Below are 15,915 nucleotides of genomic sequence, written 5' to 3' on the forward strand. Positions count from 1 at the left end.
CCAGCAAATGGTCGAGCCCCTTGCTGGCATGCAGATCCTCTTGGTTAGGCCCCGACGGGGAAAAAGTCCCTGATGTCTGCGAGAACCGGCGCGCCCGGCACGCTGGAAACTTCAAACAGAGCCTCATCCAACCCGCTGAATCCAACCATCGGGACTTCAACTTCGTTCATGACGGAGGGGTGGCAGGCTGCAGCGCTTTCAAAGAACGAACCGTGCTTGCGACACGAGAGCGGTCGATCCTCATAGACAGTGCATGCACCTTGAGCATCCAAGAAGGGACACGGAATGCCAACGAACTTGCCCTGATCGTGGTGCACCGATCGATCGACAGCTGCCGCCCGTCGGCCTGCGGCTCGTTCAAGACGGTCCGCCTCCGCCTTGGTGATGGTGACGTTCATGTGGCAGCACGATGCACAGCCCTTCTCGCACGCAACGAATGGCTCGCGCGCCTTGGAAAGCTCGTCGGCAACACGATAAATCCGCCATAGCTTGCTGCGCGCAGATGCTTTCGTCGCCCGCACGGCTTGGGGCAGCTTCTCTTCTGCTTCGATTGAGGAACGTGGAAGCGCGGCCAAGAACTCCGCACGTCGCTTCACCGCGATTTCAATCTCCTCCAACGTCAGCGTCCGTTCAGCCATGGATCGATCGTAGCAGCCGCGGTAGCCTTACCGCCCTCCTGCCATCATCAATGGGTCAAGCAAGTATCGACTGCTCAACGCTCGAGGACAGCTCGCTAAAGCTCGTGGAATCCAGATCGGGAGCCGTACGCTAAGTCAGCGATGGCTGAAAGGGCTCCAGACGATCCGCCTCCACCCAGGCATCAAGACGAGGCGGCGTGGCACCTTCTGCAAGGGCGGCCTTGCGCCAAGCGCCCCAAGAGGCCTCACTGAAGCGTTCGCCGTTAATGAGCTGTGATGTTCGATCCTCGCAATGCCCCAATAGGATCAGCAGTCTCGTGTCACCGATGGATCTATTCTTCGAGAGCATCGATCGGTAGCCAGCGGTCAAGCTCCTGGGTGTTAGATCCATGGGGAACAAAATGGCTGGCGGGTAGGACGCAACGATGCCCTTCGCGATGAGCTGCGCTGTCCATCGATACGACTCGACGCTTCTTCGCAGGACGCGCGCATAGCGCCGGCTTCCTGAGTCGTCATGCAAGGTTTCCCGAGATACGTTTGCAAACCAAAGCTCTATCTCCGTCGCTGCCTCGGAAGTCTGAGTGCTGGTGGGATCTGGCAGCGGCAACTGATCGAAGTCGAATCGCGCCCTCAATTTAGTCGCGTGGCGCCAACAGGCCCGCACACCGGGTAAGTTGTGAGCACGCGTCCAGGTAATGATTCCTTGCGTTGTGAACTGCTCCTTCGTGCACTCTGCGCAGTCTCGTAGTCCGTCGACGGCTGGACGTCCACGCGCTACGGTGCCCTTCTCGTTGTAGCAACGTCCCACGGTATACAAGTCGGGAGTCGCAGTGCGCCAACGCACGCCTTCTTCGTGGACGAAGTGTTGGAAGTAGCTCTGGAACGTTGCTGTCTCTGCGACCATCTTCCGCGACCCAAAGCACTCTGATTCGATGACAACTCTCATCTGCGCTTCAAGCGATGAGCTGCACTCGCCAAAGTAGCGCTTCAAGAAGCGGTGCGGTGAACCCTCACCGGAGAGAGTGAACTGCCTGCAAAGCTGGCCGTAGACCCACTCATCATCTAGATGCTGTGAACTGCCGAAAGTGGGAATCGAAGAATCGGTCATTTTCGTCTCTTCGAGCCAAGCTTGGTCGCCGTGCCATCGAGTTCATCCAGCTGGCCGTGGAGGGTCAGTAGCAACTCGTGCGCTTCCTTGTAGTGACGCAACTCGAGCTTGGCAGGTCCAGCTTTCGCGGCCCTCAGCGCGATCTTCTGCGCCTCCACGTGCAACGTCCGCAACACTGAAGTCACACCCTTGGAAAGCTCGTAGAGAACTCGGAGAGTGTGAGCATCGACGGTGAGAGGTGTTTCGACGAGATGGAACGTGAACAAGTACTTGACGAGAGCGTCGAAGATGGGGTCCTCTGGCCCCTCTGGTCGCTCAAGCTCAAATGCACCCAGGCTGCAGGCCCGGCGCGCCACTTCAAAGCTGCCAGCGAAAAAATCTAGAGACTCAGGTGTCCCAGCCAAAATGATCGGGACCTGTACAAGATTTGTGAGCCTGACCAGGAACCGCCTCAGAGCTTTTTTGCCGGCCGTGGATCCGCAGAAGCTTTGAACATCGTCGATGTGAATCAAACCAACCGCATAGGTCCGCAACAGTTGAACAACGAGGCTCGTCAGCTTGTCTCGTTCCAGCGACTTCGTGCTCTTGGGCGCGTGTGCGTATTTCGTTCCGGTGAGACCCAGCGCCTTGTCGAGAGCCTCAAGAATGCTGTGCTGGAGCGTGACGGTCGAGCCCCCAGTCGGTGCTTCGACGCTTAGCCACACAACCTGAGTGATTGGCAGCTCAATCTCCATGTAGGCACTGTGACGGATCACCTGCGGATATCGCTGCAGCGCAATTCGTATCGTGGTGGTCTTCCCCATCCCTGACTCACCCACAACAAACATGCATCCCAATTCGGTGTCTGCGAACTCTTGAGGCTCGCTGCCGCCGTTGGCCGCGAGGCCGTACCGATAAGCCTGCCCTTCCGGGCTCATCGGATTCTTGGGCACGTAGAACTCGCGCAACGCCAAGTCCATGGCTTCGGCGATATCAAGGCATTCCGGCTTGGCCAGAAACAAAGTTTTGAGCGCCACCAAGTTGTGAACGCGCAGTTTTGGCGGATCCTCCATCAAGGTCTTCAGCGTCGTCCGTGGACCCCGGCTCAAGCTCTTTGCCAGCTCAATGCGATCCAAGATCGGAGCTGGAAGCGCCTCGATCAATGGATTGCCACGGTGGAGTTTTGCTACGTTCTCGGTTTGATACATCATGGGCTGATTGCCTTAAGAATTGCCGCCATTTCGTCGACCTCATCGTTGTTAGCAACATCCGGCGTGTCCGTTGCTGTCACTTTCTCAACTGGGCGATGACCCTTGTCGTGATCCTTTTCATTGCGACGGCTCACCTTGATATCGGCTACCTTTGCAGTGTCGGATCGGTCGTCGTTCGCTTGGGCCACACTACTCCTTGCGCCCGAATGCTCGATGACCTTCTGTTGGTAGAAGCGTAGGCCTCGGCCCACGACTTCGGTGTCGCGACTGTCCTTCGCTGCTGGCTGTGATGTAGCCACGATGTACTCGATGAACTCGTGCAACGTGGCGTCCTCCAACAATGCCTGCTTGACGTCGACGAGCTTTGCTTCTCGCAGCTCATTGCCATCCGCGTGTACATAGCAGGTGTCCGGGCGGTCGGGATCAAGGTAGATGTCGACTTCGCGCTTGCGAGAGCGCTGCATGTAGTACCAACTGCTGCTTTCCATCCAATCAGCGGTAAAGCGAAGGTCATTTACAACGAGGCCTTGCCTGGTCGCTCTGGCCTTGATCGTTGGCAGGTAATCACGAATCGCGTCCGCTCGCGTGAGTCGGTACGGAGAACCATGCAACTCCTCTGCCCCCACTTCATACAAGCTCGCCGGGTACGGTTTCGCTCGCCCATGCAGTGACAGCGGGGCAAAGCGCGAGCAGTCGTGAGTCAAGTTCCATTCGGCGACGACGCAGAGCAGCAGCCTGGTCAAGTCGGCAATCGTCAGACACGCATCAAGTCGGGCGTCATGCTCGCCGCGCTCTTTCAGTCTGCCCGTTGTTCCGCCGGGCGCGTCGTGCAGCGCCAGATCATTGAGAATGCCAAAGTACCTTTCAACGAGCGCTTTCCACTCTGCTCGATAAGGTGCCGCATAAGACATCACGGTGCCAGTGTCAGTGGCGAGATCGCGAATCGACTGGCTGAGTAATTCTCCTCGGTCGGCGAACACATGGGCAGACCGGATGCCCTGCAGAAGACCATCAATAACCTCGTCAGGAAGGCCGAGTTCCTTCACACAGAGGTCCTTCGGCGTCATAGCCTTGTAGAGAGCGATGCGCGCCTGGTCAGCACTTGGTGCTTCTAGGCTTACGTGCAGCGCAAGAATCGCGTACGAGAAGACGTCCAGGACCACGTAGATGATTGGCCGGCCGACTCGCACTTTTCGATCAATGGCCGACACCAAATGAATATCGCCAACGGTGGCATCGATCAAGTACGTCGAGCCAGAATAGTGATCTTTGGCGCGCGCATGTGATGTCAATACACGCAGATCCTTTTTCCATCGCCGCCCTCCGGCGGCATATTTCGCGGCCTCCAGTGCCGACACATGCTGCTGCCAGATGTAGACGAACTGTCGATAAGTCAGTTCGTATTGCTGATTGCACTGGATGATCGGCCTGCCGTGCTCGTCAACACCGGTGGGGACCAAGACGTAGGTGTCTCGGTAGAGCCGATGCATCGCCGCCAAGCTGAACTTCTTTGATCCGTCTTCCTTGTCGCGGCCAGACCTCTTGGTCTTGCGACACGTTTTCATGAAGACCTCTACGGCCTCCTTGGCCTGCTCCGTCGCGTTAGATCCCAGGCTGTCTGGATTGTTGAGCCAGTTCTTTGGCCGCCTTCCAAGTTTTTCCTTGGCCGGCTTGCGAGCCTTCTCGATGCCATGCTTCGGCATGGACGCCGCGTGAATATCGCCGCCCAAAGAGAAGTAGCGCGCGAGTCCGCGGCGCAACGCTGTAGTGTCGATGTTGAATCTGGCCGCCGCTGACTCAAGGACCTCGCTGTAGCGTTGCCGCACGAGCATCTCGTACAACCGCTCGTTCGATGTCAGCCAAGAAAGGATTTCCATCCACATCTTGAAGTGGTTCTTGGCATATTCGGTGCGAGCAGGCCGCGTGAGGAGCGCCGGGACGCTCACCGTGGCTGAGGTAATGAGCCCCCGCGCTTCAAGCTCCTTGAGCTCGCGGAGAGAATGCTCCTGAGGCTGCACTGCGGACTCATCCCTTCGAAGTCTCCCTCGTCGCTCCTTGACCTTGTTCTCTAGGACGACAGGTTGAAGGAAGATTTGGTCTAACTCACGGGCCAGATAGGCGACCACATAGGTGCCATTTTTGATACAGGTTCCTTCCAGAGGAACAGACACATGAAGTGCCGCGTAGGGTGCGATTAGGGAGTCAGCCATGCACGGCCCTCCTGCAGCAAGATGACGCGGGTTCCGTCTGATATTTTGATGTCCCAGCACTCGAGCAGACTCAATCGAGCTATCGAATGATCGACCTCTATCAGTCCGAACAGCACTCCCATCTTCAACCAGACGACTTGCTGCGCGTTAGACAGTGCATAGCGTTGACCCAGTTCAGTGAGAGCATCCTTCATCCGGCGACGGCGCGCGGATGTAGCGTCGACCAGATCAGACATCCAGCTGGCAGGGATCTCTATACGCGCTAGCAGTTCTGGATCGGATGTCATGACCGAGTAGGCCCACAGCAGGTTCTGCTCAAGGTGCCGCGGCATCGAACGTTCCGTGACGACGATCAACTCGATCCCGCGCAGGCGCCAGTACTCCCTCTCGATCAGCCGGAGCTCGGTGTTGCGAGTGTCTTCAATCTCCTTGGACCATTTGCAGTGGATTGCCACTTTCCCGCCGTGCCGCAGCGTGACCAGGAAGTCCGTGGACATGCCTCCTGCTTTTGTCGCGGCTGCGGCCTTCCGATAGGGCGGATGCCTGATACCTAGAAGCTTGGCAATGTCCAGGGTACCCGGCAGGCCTCGCTCGGTTTCAAGCTCTAGAAGGAACTGCTCCTGGACATCGCGCGGCCGCCAGGTCAGGATTGCCATGAAGACGCAACGTTCGAGATCACTGAGGAGATCGTGTGCTCGACCTGTCCCACGAAAAATTGGGCTTGGCACAACATGCGATCGTCCTCGCGAGCTGAACCCGCCACGCTTGACTTGGATGGAAGCCGTGTAGTCAGCGCCCGCGCCCTGGCCGGACATGCGCTTTCTGGAAGAGGCATTCATGCCATCGCCCGCTTTCGACCGCCGGCATGCGGCTCTGGAGAACGCAAGGCAGGGTTGTCCTGCGGCTTGTTGACCAATGATGCTAGGAACACCATCAGCTCACCATTGCTCTCCGCCAACTGAAACTCGCCACCGTTCTGCTCAAAAGCCAGCCGCAGTTGCGACCGCTTTGCTGATCTCTTGGAAGTCACGATGAAGAGTTGCGAGCACAGCCGATCGAGATGCCACTTGCTCATGGCTGCCCTCGATTCAGGCGGCGTTCATAGACGTCTGAGCAGATGACGGATCCTGTTAGGCGATCGGTCACGAGTACCACGTCTAGTACCGCGTGATCCATCAGGCATACGCAGAAGGGCCGGATGAACTCCTCTTGCGAATGAATGTCTCTCGCTGGTAGCTTCTTGAGGGCTTGTACTTCCTGTGAATGGGACTTTTTCTTGGCAAAAGTGGTCCATGGCGCCCCTACAGGCACCATCGATTTCTTGGCTGACATGGTTTCCCCGCTTTCGGGTCGAGCGAATTCCTCGCGTCGACGCGAATCTACAAAATGAGACTAAGCGGGGATTGACTACACGCGAATGCGCGATAGGATTGCTATTGTGTCAACGCCTTGGTCCCCGCCGGGTGTGCATAGAATGCCTGCGAGCTGCAACTCGTGGGCATTCGTCTTTATGGCGGTCGTTTAATCCGTAGAACGACCTCATAGATCCTCCTTGATGCCCAACGCAACTGCGATGCGGTGCGATTCGCCCCGGTAGCACTTTCGCTCCCCGGCCAGAACCGCATAGACGAGCTTGATTTCAAAGTCGTTTTCCTTTGCCCAATTTGCGATGGTGATGCCGCGGCTGCGAAAATCGCCTCGGGCTTCTTGAAAAGTTTTTAATACCTTGGTTTCTTTTTTCATGACGAGATCCCTCACGCTCCTTCGCCCACGAATCAACAGCAAGAGAAACAAGATCTCGTTGAGAATCGATTCTGTAGATTTCAGTGGAGAAGTCAAACGATTGTTTCGAGTTACACGGAGTCTTGTAGACTTCAGTGGTGTATTGAATATCTAGAAAACCATCAAATAAATCTCCATTTCTCTGTGTTCACCTCTGCTTGCGGCGCGAATAGCAGCAGCAAATGAGATATCAACTACGCGACGGTATGTAAACGTTGCAAAAATGCGACTCTTACAAGTCAAGCCGCCGCTGTGGCGAGAGGTAGGCCGCGCCAGTCGGCAGGTTGGCCTCGATCCAAGACTTGTCATTGAGCTGCAACCACCTCGCGTGCGGACCGCACTTCTGGAAGTAGTCGCTGCGCAGTGCATTCGGATTTGCCTCGCGGAACGCGAGCACGGCGAGGCGTGATTCGGCCTTTCGACGCGCCAACTTGGCCTCGCGCCACATCTCATGCAGAGCCTTGTCACGGCGTACCCAGCGCTCGGCCTCATCCCTAGTCATGTCGCAGGCCTTGCAGGCGTCAGCCAACAAGTGGTGGAAGCGCAGCGCCTCGTAGAGGCGCTGGGGAGCTCGGCTGCGTCGCGCAGCTGGAATGCCGGTCAGGCCGTGCACCGTCACACGGCCTGCGGCTTCCGCGTACTCCGCATCCAAGGAAACCGAGTCGCATGGGCCGGACGAACTAAGCAAGATGGCCCACTTCGTTGGATGCGAGGCGCGCCGGTCAACAAGGACCTCTCGGATCCAGCGCGCGTCGTGCGGCAGGCTCACAAAATGTGCAGCGCCTGTGGCGACAAGCCTGAGGACTCGCAGTTCGTTGAATCGATTGAGGTCCGCGGAGGTTGTTGTGATGTCGGTGATTGCAAACCCAGTTTGGGCGAGGCGACTGCGGACCAGCACGCCTAAGGCAGGTACAGAGAGCGTTTTCTTGGAGCTGAGCCAGACCACGGCCCGCGCCAAGTTCAACAGAATGGTCAAGCTTTCCTTCGACAGGTCATGCGAACGGCGTGTGGATGCCGGCTCGCTGGGCAATGCCCATTCATTCGAACCAGCGCGGAGATCGAGCGACGCAAGCGGCGCGCTATGCCTCAGGCAAGCCCACATCCCGGGCCACTGTTGCTCATTGCGCCAGACTGGAACGCCCTTCCTCAGGTCCTCATCCAGGCAGTCCCGGCAATGCCGCAGAAAGATCCGGTTCGGCAGCGCGTTCCACCTCATCCCGGGCGCCTGTTGCACGCCCTTCGTCGGCGCTAGAGTCGACTGACGCAAGACCTTGTCTTGCCAGCCCCGATCGGTGAACGGCCAGACAGCAGCCAGCACCGTGCGCTGCCTCAAGAGCTCCAGCGTGGGGCGAATTGCGCCGCCGCTCACCTGCTCAAGATGACCGAGGCCGACCGGGAAGTCGTGGAGGCTCGACGCGCGGCGGTGTCCCAAGAGCTCGACAGCGGTGGACTTGCTGTCTGACCTACCTGATAGACGGTGATAGCGGGCGCAGATTGAGAACAACGTCTCAGTTTCGGATGCTGGGCTTGGCAATCTGAGCTCTAGCACTCGTGTTCGATCGAGGTCCATCGAGCGTCTCCAGGCTGTTGGGAGGAACGCGTCATGCGCTTCATTGCGGAGTGGTTGGACGAGGCTGGGCTAAGCCCTTGTTTTCACAAGGCCCCGATTGCGGAGTGAATTGTTTGTGTGTGGAGTGAATTGATCGACATACGCGCGAGCGGGTGCGCGCCGCGCTGCAGAACAGCGGCCTGGCCTTCCCGCACAACAAGCGCATCACGGTGAACCTGGCACCGGCCGACCTGCCGAAGGAGTCGGGCCGCTTCGATTTGCCGATCGCGCTCGGCATCATCGCGGCGCAAGGCGGGCTGGACCTGCAACGCCTCGCACGCTACGAATTCGCCGGCGAGTTGTCGCTCGCCGGGGACCTGCGGCCGGTGCGCGGCGCGCTGGCGATGGCGCTCGCGCTGCAGACGCAAGGTCAGACACAAGACAAGCCGGCCCGTGCGCTGGTGCTGCCGGCGGCGAGTGCCGAAGAGGCGGCATTGGTCGCGGGCATCGAGATCCACGGCGCGAAGCATTTGCTCGAGCTGGTGGATGCGCTGCGCCCGGACGATCCCGACAACCCGACGCCGCGCGAGCCGCTGCCGCGCGCGCTGCCGCCGCGCATCGGCACGCCACCGACCTTGCCGGACATGAGGGACGTCAAGGGCCAGAGCGGTGCCAAGCGCGCGCTGGAGATCGCCGCGATCGGCGGCCACAGCCTGCTGATGATCGGCCCGCCCGGCACCGGCAAGTCGATGCTGGCGCAGCGCTTCGCAGGGCTGCTGCCCCCGCTGACCGCGCAGGAGGCGCTCGAATCGGCCGCGGTGCTCAGCATCAGCGGCGGCTTCCGCGCCGAGCACTGGCAGCAGCGCGTGATGCGCAGCCCGCACCATGGCGCGTCGGCGGTGGCGCTGGTGGGCGGCGGGTCGCCGCCGCGGCCGGGCGAGATCTCGCTCGCGCACCACGGCGTGCTGTTCCTCGACGAGTTGCCCGAGTTCCCGCGCGCCGCGCTCGAAGCCCTGCGCGAGCCGATGGAAACCGGCCGCATCACGATCTCGCGCGCGGCGCGGCAGGCCGACTTCCCGGCGCGCTTCCAGCTGATCGCCGCGATGAACCCGTGCCCTTGCGGCCACCTCGGCAACCCGCAGCGCGCGTGCCGCTGCTCGCCCGATCTCGTGCTGCGCTACCAGGCCCGCATCAGCGGCCCGCTGCTCGACCGCATCGACCTGCAGGTCGAAGTGCCGGCGCTGCTGGCCGAGGCAATGGCCGCGGCCCCCGATGGCGAGGCAAGTGCGCCGATCGCGCGGCGCGTCGAGGTGGCGCAGCAGCGTGCACTGGCACGCCAGGGCTGCCGCAATGCGCAGCTGGCCGGGGATGCGCTCGACCTGCATTGCGCGCTCGACACCGCCGGTGCGGCCTTCCTGCGTTCGGTGTCCACCAAGCTGGGCTGGTCGGCGCGCAGCTTCCACCGCGTGTTGCGGATGGCGCGCAGCATCGCCGACCTGGCGGGCCGCCCCGCCATCGCGACGGCCGACCTGGCCGAGGCGATCCAGTACCGGCGCGCGTTGGCCCCCGGCTGACGACGGGGCTCAGCTCATCCGCGTCGGCGGCAGCACCGGCATCCTGAACAGCCGCCCGTCGGGCAGCACGACATAGTGGCAGCTGCTGCCCGGCCTCTCGGTGACGGTCATCGACGCGCTGCGCCACGACCGCATGTCCTTGGGGTGGGGATCGTGCAGGTCACGCAGCGTGAGGGCGGCGTGGGCCGGCGCGGAATTCGGAGCGGCTTGATGTGTGTTCATGTGTTCATTTTGTTGAGCACATGCAAGAACACGGCATCATCGGCGAACCGGCGTGCAGCGGCGCGAAGTCAGCGCCGCTGGTCGAGGTGCTCTCGGAAGCTCGCCGCATCCAGGAAGCCCACCACCCGCGCGTCGCTGCGCTCTTCGCCGCCCGGCGGGAAGAACAGCAGCGCCGGCGGCCCGAACAGGCCGTACTTGCGCATCAAGGCCTTGTCCTGCGCGTTGTTGGCCGTCACGTCGACGCGCAGCAGCGTCATGCCGGCCAGCCGCTCGCGCACCGCGGCGTCGGTGAACGTGAGGGACTCGAACTCCTTGCAGGCGACGCACCAGTCGGCGTACAGGTCGACCATCACCGGCTTGGTCGACGCACGCACCGCGGCATCGAGTGCCGTGAGGTCGGCCACCGGCTGGAACGGCAGCGCGGTCTCGCGCGTGGCGCCTGGCTGGCCCGAGCCGGCGAGGTGCTGCAAGGGCTGCAGCAGGTCGCGCCCGCCCGATGCGACGCCGGCCAGTTGCAGCACCGCGAGCACCGCCAGCAGCAATCCGACGCCGCGCGTCGCCGCGCGCCCCGGCGACATGCTGCCGCCGTCGAAGGCGCCGAGGTACACCGCGCTCGCCAGCAGCAGCGCGGCCGCCCCGAGCATCAGCCCCCAGGCCGGCAGCACCGGCGACACCATCCACAACGCCACCGCCAGCAGCATCACGCCGAAGAAGTGCTTCACGCGGTCCATCCACCCACCAGCGCGCGGCAGCAGCGAGCCGGCCGACACGCCGACCAGCAGCAGCGGCACGCTCATGCCCGCGGCGAGCGAGAACAGCGCGATGCCGCCCAACCACACGTCGTGCGTGCGGCTGATGTAGACCAGCGCACCGGCCAGCGGCGCCGCGACGCAGGGGCCGACGATCAGCGCCGACAGGCCGCCCATCACGAACACGCCGAGGTAGCGCCCGCCCTGCAGCCGGCCCGACACCTCGCTCAGCTTGCTCTGCAGCGCATTCGGCAACTGCAGCTCGTAGACGCCGAACATCGACAGCGACAGCCCGGCCAGCAGCAGCGCGAACGCCCCCAGCACCCAGGCGTTCTGCAGCGCGGCGGCCAGCCCTTCGCCGAGCAGGCCGGCCGTCATGCCGAACGCGGTGTAGACGAGTGCCATGCCGAGCGCATAGGCCGACGCCAGCGAGAAGCCGCGCCAGCGCGACACCGTGCCACGCTGGCCGACGATGATCGACGACAGGATCGGCAGCATCGGCAGCACGCAGGGCGTGAAGGACAGCAGCACGCCGGCCAGCAGGAACACGCCGACGACGGTCAACAGGCTGCGTGACTGCAGCGCGCTCGCGAAGCGGCCGGTCTCGGGGGCGGCGGGTGCTGCCGCGAGCGGCGCGGCGACGGAGGGCGTCGGCGCTGCAGACGCAGCCGTGCTGTCCGCATCGGCCACCGCCGCGACGGTCCATCCGCCGGCACGCGGCTTCAGGTCGAACGCATGCGTCGCCGGCGGGTAGCACAGGCCCTTCTCGGCACAGCCCTGGTGGCCCACGGTGAGACGGAACGGCGGCGCATCGGCGGCGATGGGCAGCACCATCGTGACCTCGTCGTGGAAATACTCGACCTCCTTCTGGAAGGTCTCGTCGAACTTGGTCTTGCCGCGCGGGATCGCCACGACCGCGCCGGCCGCCGCGGCCGGCTCGGCCTGCACGCTCAGGCGTTCGCGGTACAGGTAGTAGCCCGGCGCGATCGCGAAGTGCATCGCGACGTGCTGCGCGTCCTGCGCCTGCACGCTCAACCGGAACGCGGCTTCCGGGTCGAGGAAATCGTCGGCCGCAGCGGCCGCGGCCATCGGCAACGACAGCAGCGCGGCCATCAGCCACAGCGCCCGCAACATCAGGTTCTTCATCGAGGCTCTCCGTCAGAATTGGCGGCTCACACCCAGCTGCACCGAGCGGGCGCGGAACGGCTCGAGGTTCGGCGACCCGTCGCCACCGGCGCGCCAGCTGCCGCGTTGCTCGTAGGCCTCGACCTTCGCGTCGACCGACCACAGCGCGTCGAGCTTGTACTCGGCCTTCAGCCCCAGCGTGAACGCGCCGAACGCCGACAGCCGCTGGTCGCCCGAGTTCAGCTGCCCCGGCGACAGCGCCGGATAGACCGGCGCGCCGTTCGCATCGACCTGCGCCCTGGCGTAGAAGTCGGCCGCGCCCTGCGTGTAGTAACGCAGCAGCGGCGTCAGCGCGAACTGTCCGCCGAACGGCTGCACCCACTCGGCCTGCAGCGTGTGCGCGCGCACGCCGTAGCTGTCGCGGTACGCCCGCCAGCTGCTGCGCAGCGTCGCGCCGAGGTCGGCGACGTGGTGGTTCCAGCGCGCCAGCAGCGAAGCCTGGCGCCGCCGGTCGGGGCGGAAGTCGAGGTCCTTGTACGGATCGTCGAAGTAGCCGTGGCCGAGGCTGTGGCTCAGGTCGAGCTGCACCAGGTCGACCGGCGACACCGCCTGCGTGACGCCGACGATCACATCGGTGCCGCTGCGCGTGCGGCGGTCGATGCCGAGGTTGCCGCCGTCGGTCGGGTGGATGCGGTCGCGGTTGCCGCCGATGCCGGCATGCCAGGTGGTGTTGTTGTCCTCGCTCGACCACGAGCCGTTGAACGACAGCGCGTCGGAGTCGTAGTCGTGCTCGCGCGAGACGCTCGCGCCGACGGAATACGACGCGCGGTCGAGGTAGCGCGTCAGCCGCACGTCGCCGGCGCGCCGCGTCTCGTGCATCGTCGATGCGCTGGAGACCGCGCCCTGCCAGCGCGGCGTCGCGCCCGACAGCGAGTCCAGCACCGCGGTGCCCTCGACCGACCAGCCTGGATTGATCGGTGCCAGCAGGTAGAACGACGGCGAGTCGACGGTGATGCGGTGCAGCCCGGGCTGCGAGTCCTCGTAGTGCAGGTGCTTGATCGCGACCAGGCCATGCTCCGGCGCGCCCTGCGCCTGCGCGGTGCCGGCCCACACGCCCGGCAAGGCCAGCGCCGCCATCACAAGGCCACCGGCCGGTGATGACATCAAGCGGACGCCGTGGAACCGGCTTTGCCGGGCCACTGGCGGCGCCCCCTTGAGGGGGTGGCGCGAAGCGCCTCCGGGGGTGGTCCTAGTTACACCCACAGCCGCCTCCGCCGACGCCATAGCCGCCGGACGCGGCTTCCTTGCTCGCATAGATGTGCTGCCCATAGCGCTCACCGAGCGCATCGCCGCCCATCGTCATCTCGGGCCGCGCCAGCTGGCCCTTCTCCCACGGCTGGGGTGGCGCCCAGGCGGAACATCCGCCGAGCACGGCCAGGCACAGGCAGCCCGCTGCCCGAAGCATCGATCGCATCGAAGATCCTTGAATTGAAAAGAGAGAACTACGGTGTCGCGAGCGCCGCCGCCAGCCTGGTTTCCAGCGCCTGCCGCTCGTCCTCGCGGAAGCCCTGGTGCACCATCAGCACCTCGCCGTTGCGCCCGATCAGCACCGAGGTCGGCATGCCCTTCACGTCGAAGCGCTTGGCCGAGGCACCCGCCGCATCGAACGCAAGGCCGAAGCGCGCCGGCACCTGCGCGAGGAACGCGTCGGCATCGGCCCGCTTCGCATCGAGGTTGATCGCGACCACCTGCAGGCCCTTGGCGCCGTACTTCGCCTGCATCTCGTTCATCCACGGGAACGACTGCCGGCACGGCCCGCACCACGAGGCCCAGAAGTCGACGTAGACGAGCTTGCCCTTCAGCGCCGACAGCCGCGGCGCCGCATCGACGGCGGCCGGCAGCTCGACGTCGGGCGCCGGCTGGCCGGCCTCGACCGCGAAGGCCACCGGCAGCACACCGATCCCGGCCGCCGCGAGCAGCGCGGCGGCCACCGTGCGCTGCCAGCTCATGAGCAGCTGGCCGTGACGACGTGGTCGTGCTGGGCGCCGAGCGTCGAGGTCACGGACACCGCCTGCCCGGCCTTCAGCAACTGCAGCTGCGCCGGCGTGAAGGTCACGCTGTGGGCGTGCGACGCCGTGCCGGTGATGTTGTAGGTCTTGTCGGTGGTCGAGTCGAGGTCGGCGGTCGCGATGGCCAGCACGTGGCCATGGTTGCCGGCGATCTGCCCGCCGGACGAACCGCAGCTCTGCGGGCCCGGACCGGGCGGCGGGGCGGGGGCCGGCCCCGGAGCGGGCGCCGGGCTGTAGTCGCTGCCACCGCCACCGCAGGCCTGCAGGAACAGCAGCACCGTGCTGCCGGCGGCAGCCCCCAGGAATCCCTTGCGTGTCATCGTCATTGCATCGCTCCTCTTGGTCTTTCATCGACCGGTTCGACAGGCGGGCCCGTCGGCCCGCGGCGGGAAGCGCACGGTCCGCGACCGTCCTGCTCCTGTCGGTGTGTGCGGGTGGGAGCGAAAAGAGTTGCAAGCGCTTCGCACGCATTGATCGACGCGCCGCTGCGGCTGCGCTCGAGCGCCGTGCGCACCGCGGCGGCGTCCTGCGACGGCGCAGCCTCGAGCAGCAGCGCCGCGACCGCGCTCGCGTGCGCGGCGGCGAGCGACGAGCCGGAGCTGTAGTCGTAGCGGCCGCCGGGTTCGAGCGTCAGGATGTCGCGGCCTGGCGCGCGCAGCACCGCGTCGGGTGGGCCGTCCTTCGCACGGTCTGTTGTGCTGTCAACCGCGATCACGCCGGCGATGCCGGTCGGGAAGCCATGCGGCCGGCCGTCCGGCGGCATCGCGCCGATCACGATGCGCCCGCGGCCGAGTGCGTTGCCGACCAGCCGCGTGAGCAGCGGATCATCGGGCCCGCCCAGGCTCAGGTTGATGATGCGGGCGCCATCGTCGATGCTCGCACCCAGCGCCTGCGCCAGCGTGAACGAGTTGCAGCGCGCCCCGCCGCCGTCGGCCGTGGGGCGCTGCCAGCACGCCTTGTAGACCGACAGCGTCGCCTGCGGCGCGATGCCGACGATGCCCTGCCGGTTGTTCGCGACCGCGGCGATCACGCCGGCCACCTCGGTGCCATGGCGGTCGGCATCGAAGCGCGTTGCGTTGCCGTCGACGAAATCGCGCGTCGCGGCAATGCGGCCCTGCAGGTCGGGGTGCGTGGTGTCGACGCCGGTGTCGATCAGCGCGATGCGCACGCCTTGTCCGCGCGCACGCTGGTGCGCGTCGACGGCGTCGAGTTCGGCGAAGCCGCGCTGCAGGTCGACGTACGGGTCGTTGTAGGCCGCGACGGACGCAGCAGACGCGGGCAACGCGCGCGCGATCTCCGGCGCCGCCAGCGTGTCGAAGTCCTGCAGCGGCTGCGCCAGCTCGACGCGCGGATCGCGCGCCAGCGCGGCCAGCACCTGGTCACGCTCGGCACCCGGCGCAATCTCCAGCACGACGCAATGCACGCGCAGCGCGCTGATCGGCCATGCGGCGAGTTCGCGCAGGCCGTGCTCGCGTTCGATCGCTTCGAGCACCGCCCGCGCCTCGCTGCCGGCGCCGTAGCGCTGGCTCGCGTTGTAGGAGGCCAGCGTCGAGCCGGCCTGCGTCACGACGCGCTCGCGCTGGTTCGCGACCGCGACGACGATCAGGCGTTGCGGATGCTCGCGCAGCAACTCGGCATCGGCGGCGTCGCGCGGCAGCGCCGCCGACGGCGCGGCACACGCGGACAGCAGCACCAGGCC

At 64.3% G+C, this 15,915-nt stretch carries 15 protein-coding genes and 1 pseudogene; 1 reads left to right on the forward strand and 15 read right to left on the reverse strand.

The window, feature by feature from the left end:
• Window positions 1–44: 44 nt before the first annotated feature.
• The 8 genes from ACXJLU_RS22775 to ACXJLU_RS22810 form a co-directional block, all read right to left on the reverse strand.
• Window positions 45–638 (reverse strand): YkgJ family cysteine cluster protein, encoded by a 594-nt coding sequence (locus ACXJLU_RS22775; protein ID WP_457334893.1) that lies wholly within the window; start codon window positions 636–638, stop codon window positions 45–47.
• A 130-nt stretch (window positions 639–768) separates the two neighbouring features.
• A complete protein-coding gene (locus tag ACXJLU_RS22780) occupies window positions 769–1,746 on the reverse strand; it encodes a TniQ family protein (protein WP_457334895.1) in 978 nt (325 codons plus the stop codon).
• The gene (locus ACXJLU_RS22785) at window positions 1,743–2,936 is read right to left on the reverse strand and encodes an AAA family ATPase (protein WP_457334897.1); all 1,194 of its coding nucleotides are present in this window, start codon (window positions 2,934–2,936) and stop codon (window positions 1,743–1,745) included. The genes ACXJLU_RS22780 and ACXJLU_RS22785 overlap by 4 nt, the downstream gene beginning before the upstream one ends.
• A complete protein-coding gene (locus ACXJLU_RS22790) occupies window positions 2,933–5,146 on the reverse strand; it encodes a TnsB C-terminal domain-containing protein (protein WP_457334899.1) in 2,214 nt (737 codons plus the stop codon). Before ACXJLU_RS22790 ends, ACXJLU_RS22785 begins: the two co-directional genes overlap by 4 nt.
• Entirely contained in the window at window positions 5,131–5,802 is a 672-nt protein-coding gene (locus tag ACXJLU_RS22795; RefSeq protein ID WP_457334901.1) for a TnsA endonuclease N-terminal domain-containing protein, read from the reverse strand. The genes ACXJLU_RS22790 and ACXJLU_RS22795 overlap by 16 nt, the downstream gene beginning before the upstream one ends.
• A gap of 179 nt (window positions 5,803–5,981) precedes the next feature.
• Window positions 5,982–6,221, reverse strand: coding sequence for a hypothetical protein (locus ACXJLU_RS22800; RefSeq protein ID WP_457334903.1), 240 nt, complete (start codon window positions 6,219–6,221; stop codon window positions 5,982–5,984).
• 464 nt (window positions 6,222–6,685) lie between these two features.
• On the reverse strand, window positions 6,686–6,889 hold the full coding sequence (locus ACXJLU_RS22805; protein ID WP_457334905.1) for a DNA-binding protein: 204 nt from the start codon (window positions 6,887–6,889) through the stop codon (window positions 6,686–6,688).
• 271 nt (window positions 6,890–7,160) lie between these two features.
• Complete coding sequence (locus ACXJLU_RS22810) at window positions 7,161–8,498, reverse strand: TniQ family protein (protein ID WP_457334907.1); 1,338 nt, start codon at window positions 8,496–8,498, stop codon at window positions 7,161–7,163.
• Window positions 8,499–8,632: 134 nt separating this feature from the next.
• Between ACXJLU_RS22810 and ACXJLU_RS22815 the strand changes: the two are divergent.
• Window positions 8,633–10,051 (forward strand): annotated as a pseudogene (locus tag ACXJLU_RS22815) (YifB family Mg chelatase-like AAA ATPase); the annotation flags it as partial.
• 9 nt (window positions 10,052–10,060) lie between these two features.
• Here ACXJLU_RS22815 and ACXJLU_RS22820 read toward each other — a convergent pair.
• The 7 genes from ACXJLU_RS22820 to ACXJLU_RS22850 form a co-directional block, all read right to left on the reverse strand.
• Window positions 10,061–10,273, reverse strand: a complete 213-nt coding sequence (locus ACXJLU_RS22820; RefSeq protein WP_457334909.1) for a hypothetical protein — start codon at window positions 10,271–10,273, stop codon at window positions 10,061–10,063.
• A 68-nt stretch (window positions 10,274–10,341) separates the two neighbouring features.
• On the reverse strand, window positions 10,342–12,168 hold the full coding sequence (gene dsbD, locus ACXJLU_RS22825; protein ID WP_457334911.1) for a protein-disulfide reductase DsbD: 1,827 nt from the start codon (window positions 12,166–12,168) through the stop codon (window positions 10,342–10,344).
• A 12-nt stretch (window positions 12,169–12,180) separates the two neighbouring features.
• Complete coding sequence (locus ACXJLU_RS22830) at window positions 12,181–13,311, reverse strand: DUF3570 domain-containing protein (protein WP_457334913.1); 1,131 nt, start codon at window positions 13,309–13,311, stop codon at window positions 12,181–12,183.
• An 85-nt stretch (window positions 13,312–13,396) separates the two neighbouring features.
• A complete protein-coding gene (locus ACXJLU_RS22835) occupies window positions 13,397–13,621 on the reverse strand; it encodes a DUF4266 domain-containing protein (protein ID WP_457334915.1) in 225 nt (74 codons plus the stop codon).
• A 28-nt stretch (window positions 13,622–13,649) separates the two neighbouring features.
• Window positions 13,650–14,156: a TlpA family protein disulfide reductase gene (locus ACXJLU_RS22840; protein WP_457334917.1), complete on the reverse strand. Its 507-nt coding sequence runs from the start codon at window positions 14,154–14,156 to the stop codon at window positions 13,650–13,652.
• A complete protein-coding gene (locus tag ACXJLU_RS22845) occupies window positions 14,153–14,542 on the reverse strand; it encodes a hypothetical protein (RefSeq protein WP_073465883.1) in 390 nt (129 codons plus the stop codon). Before ACXJLU_RS22845 ends, ACXJLU_RS22840 begins: the two co-directional genes overlap by 4 nt.
• The coding region (locus ACXJLU_RS22850) for a S8 family peptidase (RefSeq protein ID WP_457334920.1) at window positions 14,539–15,915 on the reverse strand (1,377 nt) is incomplete at its 5' end. The genes ACXJLU_RS22845 and ACXJLU_RS22850, both read right to left, overlap by 4 nt.

The organism is Rhizobacter sp. P5_C2 (assembly GCF_054049715.1).

Bases quoted from the DNA above. Each gene is read 5' to 3' on its own strand.
- ACXJLU_RS22775 (WP_457334893.1), bottom strand. From the start codon at position 638: ATGGCTGAACGGACGCTGACGTTGGAGGAGATTGAAATCGCGGTGAAG.
- ACXJLU_RS22780 (WP_457334895.1), bottom strand. From the start codon at position 1,746: ATGACCGATTCTTCGATTCCCACTTTCGGCAGTTCACAGCATCTAGAT.
- ACXJLU_RS22785 (WP_457334897.1), bottom strand. From the start codon at position 2,936: ATGATGTATCAAACCGAGAACGTAGCAAAACTCCACCGTGGCAATCCA.
- ACXJLU_RS22790 (WP_457334899.1), bottom strand. From the start codon at position 5,146: ATGGCTGACTCCCTAATCGCACCCTACGCGGCACTTCATGTGTCTGTT.
- ACXJLU_RS22795 (WP_457334901.1), bottom strand. From the start codon at position 5,802: ATGGCAATCCTGACCTGGCGGCCGCGCGATGTCCAGGAGCAGTTCCTT.
- ACXJLU_RS22800 (WP_457334903.1), bottom strand. From the start codon at position 6,221: ATGAGCAAGTGGCATCTCGATCGGCTGTGCTCGCAACTCTTCATCGTG.
- ACXJLU_RS22805 (WP_457334905.1), bottom strand. From the start codon at position 6,889: ATGAAAAAAGAAACCAAGGTATTAAAAACTTTTCAAGAAGCCCGAGGC.
- ACXJLU_RS22810 (WP_457334907.1), bottom strand. From the start codon at position 8,498: ATGGACCTCGATCGAACACGAGTGCTAGAGCTCAGATTGCCAAGCCCA.
- ACXJLU_RS22820 (WP_457334909.1), bottom strand. From the start codon at position 10,273: ATGAACACACATCAAGCCGCTCCGAATTCCGCGCCGGCCCACGCCGCC.
- dsbD (WP_457334911.1), bottom strand. From the start codon at position 12,168: ATGAAGAACCTGATGTTGCGGGCGCTGTGGCTGATGGCCGCGCTGCTG.
- ACXJLU_RS22830 (WP_457334913.1), bottom strand. From the start codon at position 13,311: ATGTCATCACCGGCCGGTGGCCTTGTGATGGCGGCGCTGGCCTTGCCG.
- ACXJLU_RS22835 (WP_457334915.1), bottom strand. From the start codon at position 13,621: ATGCGATCGATGCTTCGGGCAGCGGGCTGCCTGTGCCTGGCCGTGCTC.
- ACXJLU_RS22840 (WP_457334917.1), bottom strand. From the start codon at position 14,156: ATGAGCTGGCAGCGCACGGTGGCCGCCGCGCTGCTCGCGGCGGCCGGG.
- ACXJLU_RS22845 (WP_073465883.1), bottom strand. From the start codon at position 14,542: ATGACGATGACACGCAAGGGATTCCTGGGGGCTGCCGCCGGCAGCACG.